1 protein-coding gene is annotated in these 264 nt (G+C 30.7%); it reads right to left on the bottom strand.

Annotated elements, in window-relative coordinates; genetic code table 11:
- Positions 1-239, bottom strand: a 239-nt coding sequence (locus tag TY19_RS00705; protein WP_148300605.1) for a hypothetical protein, incomplete at its 3' end; no start/stop codon positions are given.
- Positions 240-264 lie beyond the last annotated feature (25 nt).

Below are 264 nucleotides of genomic sequence, written 5' to 3'. Positions count from 1 at the left end.
TTTTTCATCGCAACAACTCTAACAAAACTAGAAGGATCTTGGATATATTGAGCAAATGTTTTTACATCTGTCACTTGACTAATTTTTTGAAAATTACAAAGAGGTGCTCGATTCTCTTTTATGAACTGTATAAAAGGAAGCATAGAAGTGACTTTGCTTGTTTGTGTCTGCCTATCTAAAACAATAGCTTCATTTAATCCATAGATTGATACAATTGAATTTGCTTGCTCACTTGTCATCTTATCTAAATCTTTTTTTTGGAAA

It is taken from the genome of Candidatus Protochlamydia sp. R18, from assembly GCF_000648255.1.
Taxonomy (GTDB): Bacteria; Chlamydiota; Chlamydiia; order Chlamydiales; family Parachlamydiaceae; genus Protochlamydia; species Protochlamydia amoebophila.
This window is presented reverse-complemented; position numbering and strand designations above follow the sequence as displayed.